A 4,370-nucleotide genomic window follows, 5' to 3' on the forward strand; every position below is an offset into this window, starting at 1 on the left:
GCGCATATGGTGCAGGCGGGCGAGGACGTCACCTTCATCGATCCCTGGCCCGAGCATGTCGAACATATGCGCAAGCACGGGCTGCGGGTCACGCACGCGATGGACGTCGCGGAGTTTTCCGTTCCGGTGCGCGCGCTTCATGTCACGGATGCGCAGCAGCTTGCCAAGGAGAAGCCGGTCGACATCGCTTTCGTCTGCATGAAATCCTACGACACGGCCTGGGCCACCATGCTGATCCAGCAATATCTGGCGGCAGGCGGCTATGTGGTGTCGCTGCAGAACTGCATGAACGAGGAGACCATTGCCGGCGTCGTCGGCTGGGGCAAGACGCTGGGCTGCATCGCCAGCAGCATCACGGTCAACCTGCCGGAGCCGGGCCACATCCATCGCGGCGCTGGCAAGGGCGGCGCGGCGCACACCGTGTTCCGCGCCGGCGAGGTGCACGGCCGCATCACGCCGCGGGCGGAGGAAGTCTGCCGCCTGGTCGCCTATTCCGACAGCGCCAAGGTCACCGACAATCTCTGGGGCGAGCGCTGGTCCAAACTGGTCGCCAATGTCATGGGCAACGGGCTCTCCGCCTGCACCGGCCTGCCGGGCGGCGAGGTCCTGCAAAGCGAGCCGCTGCGCCGGTTCTCCACGCGGCTCGGCAGCGAGGCGATCCGCGTCGGACAGGCGCTCGGCTATCAGCTCGAAGAGATACTGCACCTCGAGCCGGAGACGATCGCACGCGCTGGCGAGGGCGACGAGGCGGCGACGCGCGCCTGCGAAGAGCAGCGCTTCAAGGACGCCAAGCGCACCTCGTCGGCGCAGCGTCCCTCGATGGGGCAGGACATGCAGAAGGGCCGCCGCACCGAGATCGAATTCCTCAACGGCTTTGTGGTGCGGGAGGGCGAGAAGATCGGCCTGCCATGCGCGGCCAATGCCGCGCTGACCGACATCGTCAAGCGCGTCGAACGGGGTGAGCTGAAAGCGGATCCGCGGCACATCATGGAGCTGCGGTTGAATTGAGGCGCTTTACGCCGGTGCGCGCACGGGGAATCGCCATGGGGACAAGACGCTATGTTCGTGCTCCCACGGCGGCGCTTGCCCTTGGAGTCCTCTTGACACCGCCGGCTGCCATCACCGTCGCGTCGCTGGTCGGCAATCTCGGCTTCATGTCGCGTGCAATGGGTGAGCCGGCGGTACTCGGTAAAAAGCCGTCGGATGCGCTCAGGACGTACGATAGTTCGCGGGCCGGCTTTGAGTCGATCCTGCGCCAGCGGCGCGCTCAGATCAATTCGGGTCAACGGCTGCCGAACTTGCCGGGACAGGCACTGTACCTTGCACGCAACAACATGATGAGCGCGTACAAGGATCTCACCGACGCTCTTCCGGCCAGAATAGGCGGACCCAACAAATTTGGAATCCCACCGGCGTACTTTGATGCCGGCAATGAGCCGCTGCTCGACGAGTACCGGAGGCTCTTCGACCTGATGCAGGCGCCGCCGGTCAACGCGCAAAAATCAGATACTCCGTTCAAGGATATCGTCGGTCTGGGCACGGCCATTGCGCGGGCCAGGGGCCTGGATGCCCCCAATGCCGAGGCGGCGGGCCGCATCAGCCTGGGGCTGTTCTTTGCCGAGACGAATGGCAATCAAAATATAGGGAATGCGCGCTCGAACAAATACAAGGGCAGTTTGCAGACGGGCGTATCCGAAGATCAAAATGGCCGAAAGAGATGGGCGGCGATAAAAAAGTCGATAGCAGCCTTTGATCCTGCGTTGAATGATCGCGACGACAGGGAAGAGGCGCGGGTCGGCGATCTGGACCATCGGTACAACCACTGGACCGCCGTACGCGACGGCCTGATGAACGCGCATGCGGATATCTTTCCGCGAGTGCCGGCGATCGTGAAAACACTGCCGGACCCGATCGATCAGATGAAGCTCTTTGAACTCATCCAGATCATTCCCAGCCCAACCAGGTCTGCGCTTGGGTCGCGCAACCTGGTCGACTATCGGATTTCCGATCCGAAGATCATGGCGTATCTGCGAAACAACAGCATCTTCACCTTTGGGGAAGCCGACAGGGCCAGGACATCCGCGACCTTCCGCGAAATTCTCGATGCGATGTGGCTGTTCAACGAAAAATTTGAACGGGCGCTTGCCAAATTCGAGGAGATCAAGGCGGGATCGAAGAGGTGACGCCGGCAGGCCGGAAGCGGATTGCGAACTGATTGCGCCCTCAGAGTGGACCGAGCATGGCCCATCGAGGCTCGCAGAATTCCTTCACGGCCGCCGTGACACCGCTGCTGATGATGTCCCGGCGTTCGGACGAACTCATCTTGAGTTCTTCATCCCGGTTGATGATCGAGCCTGCTTCCAGCAGGACGGCGGGCATCCGGGTCTTTCTCAGCACGATGAGTTCATCGTAGCGGTAGACGCCGGTTTCCTTGTTCAGCAGCGGACGCTGGTAGCGACCCATGATCGGCTGTGTGTACTGCCTGGCATAATCAAGGCCCTGGGCCTTCATCTCCTTGCCGATCAGTTCGGCAAAGGCGAAGCTTGTGTTGAAGTCCGGATTTCTGCGCGAGACGAAGACGGAGTATCCGCTGAAGCGGTCGCTGAAGTGGCCCTTCTTCCCCTCGAACTCCCAATCCTCCAGGAATTTGTCGGGCACGGAGTCATGGTGGATTGACAGGAAGAGATGCGCGGCCAGATTGTTGGCAGCGGCGACGCGTTTGACGAGGCTGCGCCTTGCCTTGCCCTCGGTCAGGAGCAATCTTGTCTCGGCAAAACCTTCAGCCTTCAACTTCTCTTCGATCCGCCTCGCAAGGCGCAGGTTGAAGACGAACTCGGAAACGTTGCGGGCGCTGATCGCGCCTTCTGATTCGGCGGTGTGTCCGACATCGAGAACGATCCGAAACTTCGCGGGATTGCAACGGGGCGCGACCGATTTCAGAGCGGCAGGGCTCAGGTCGACCGGCCCCAGGGCGGCAAGCTTTACGGTGCGGCGCTTTGGCGTGGCGTCAGGCTTCGTCAACGTGGCCGACTTGCGCGGAACGACGTGCCTTGACGATCTGGCTTGCTTTGAAGGTTTGGCTTGCTTTGACGAGCCCTTGAAGACGTCCGAAAGCCAGCCGGCATCGCTGGCCTGGACCGGCAGAAGCACCATTGCAGCCATCGCAGCGACGATGGTGCGGCGGCGAGGCCAAAATCCCGAAGCGATGCTGCCGAGAACACAAGAGAACCCGCGGTGATTCATGCTCGCCCTCCCGAGTGCATCATAGCAGCACGGATCGCGATACCGAAGGGGGCGGTGACACGGGCTGCGCATCGGCATCGCGCCGCCGTTCTCTTCCATCCTGAAATATCTCCAAGGGCCTGATTAGTCGCGTGTTTTTCAATCGCCTCCCACTCCGCGGGAAATAAAATCCGCCGCGTTGAGATCGGCTCTCGCCGCCCTGAAGATTGCACCCACAGCCAACCCTGGTGAGCGAGGCGCGACATGGCAAAGATGCGGGCGATCGATGCAGCCGTTCGAATCCTGGAAAAGGAGGGCGTCAGCATCGCCTTCGGCGTCCCCGGCGCCGCGATCAATCCGCTTTATTCCGCGTTGAAGAAGCGCGGCTCGATCGGCCATATCCTGGCGCGGCATGTCGAGGGCGCTTCCCACATGGCCGAGGGCTACACCCGCGCCAGGGCCGGCAATATCGGCGTCTGCATCGGCACCTCGGGGCCGGCCGGCACCGACATGATCACCGGGCTCTATTCGGCGATCGCGGATTCGATCCCGATCCTCTGCATCACCGGGCAGGCGCCGCGCGCGCGGCTCTACAAGGAGGATTTTCAGGCGATCGACATCGAGTCGATCGCAAAGCCGGTGACGAAGTGGGCTGTCACGGTGCGCGAGCCGGCGCTGGTGCCGCGCGTCTTCAGCCAGGCGTTTCACGTCATGCGCTCGGGCCGGCCGGGGCCGGTGCTGATCGACCTGCCGCTCGACGTGCAACTCGCCGAGATCGAGTTCGACGACGAGACCTATGAGCCGCTGCCGGTCTACAAGCCCGCGGCAACCCGCAAGCAGGTCGAGAAGGCGCTGGAGATGCTGAACGCGGCGGAGCGGCCGTTGATCGTGGCGGGAGGCGGCGTCATCAATGCCGACGCATCCGCGCTGCTGGTGCAGTTCGCCGAGACGGTCAACGTGCCGGTTGTCCCGACGCTGATGGGGTGGGGCGCCATCCCCGACGACCACGTGCTGATGGCCGGCATGGTCGGGCTGCAGACCAGCCACCGCTACGGCAACGCGACCATGCTGCAATCCGACTTCGTGCTCGGGATCGGCAATCGCTGGGCCAACCGCCACACCGGTTCGATCGAGACCTACACCAAGGG

The 4,370-nt window shown here is 62.9% G+C and carries 4 protein-coding genes; 3 read left to right on the forward strand and 1 reads right to left on the reverse strand.

Annotation, left to right across the window (positions count from 1 at the left end; translation table 11 throughout):
* Together V7E26_RS29360 and V7E26_RS29365 are read left to right on the forward strand one after the other, a co-directional pair.
* Window positions 1–1,008, forward strand: a 1,008-nt coding sequence (locus tag V7E26_RS29360; protein WP_324422883.1) for a ketopantoate reductase family protein, incomplete at its 5' end; no start/stop codon positions are given.
* A gap of 35 nt (window positions 1,009–1,043) precedes the next feature.
* Entirely contained in the window at window positions 1,044–2,183 is a 1,140-nt protein-coding gene (locus V7E26_RS29365; protein WP_324422884.1) for a hypothetical protein, read from the forward strand.
* Window positions 2,184–2,223: 40 nt separating this feature from the next.
* Here the strand turns inward: V7E26_RS29365 and V7E26_RS29370 are convergent, their stop codons facing one another.
* A complete protein-coding gene (locus tag V7E26_RS29370) occupies window positions 2,224–3,243 on the reverse strand; it encodes an N-acetylmuramoyl-L-alanine amidase family protein (protein ID WP_324422885.1) in 1,020 nt (339 codons plus the stop codon).
* A 243-nt stretch (window positions 3,244–3,486) separates the two neighbouring features.
* On the opposite strand from V7E26_RS29370, the gene V7E26_RS29375 reads away from it, so the two are divergent.
* The coding region (locus V7E26_RS29375; protein WP_324422886.1) for a thiamine pyrophosphate-binding protein at window positions 3,487–4,370 on the forward strand (884 nt) is incomplete at its 3' end.

Source organism: Bradyrhizobium sp. (genome assembly GCF_036735945.1).
In the GTDB taxonomy this organism is placed as follows: Bacteria; Pseudomonadota; Alphaproteobacteria; order Rhizobiales; family Xanthobacteraceae; genus Bradyrhizobium.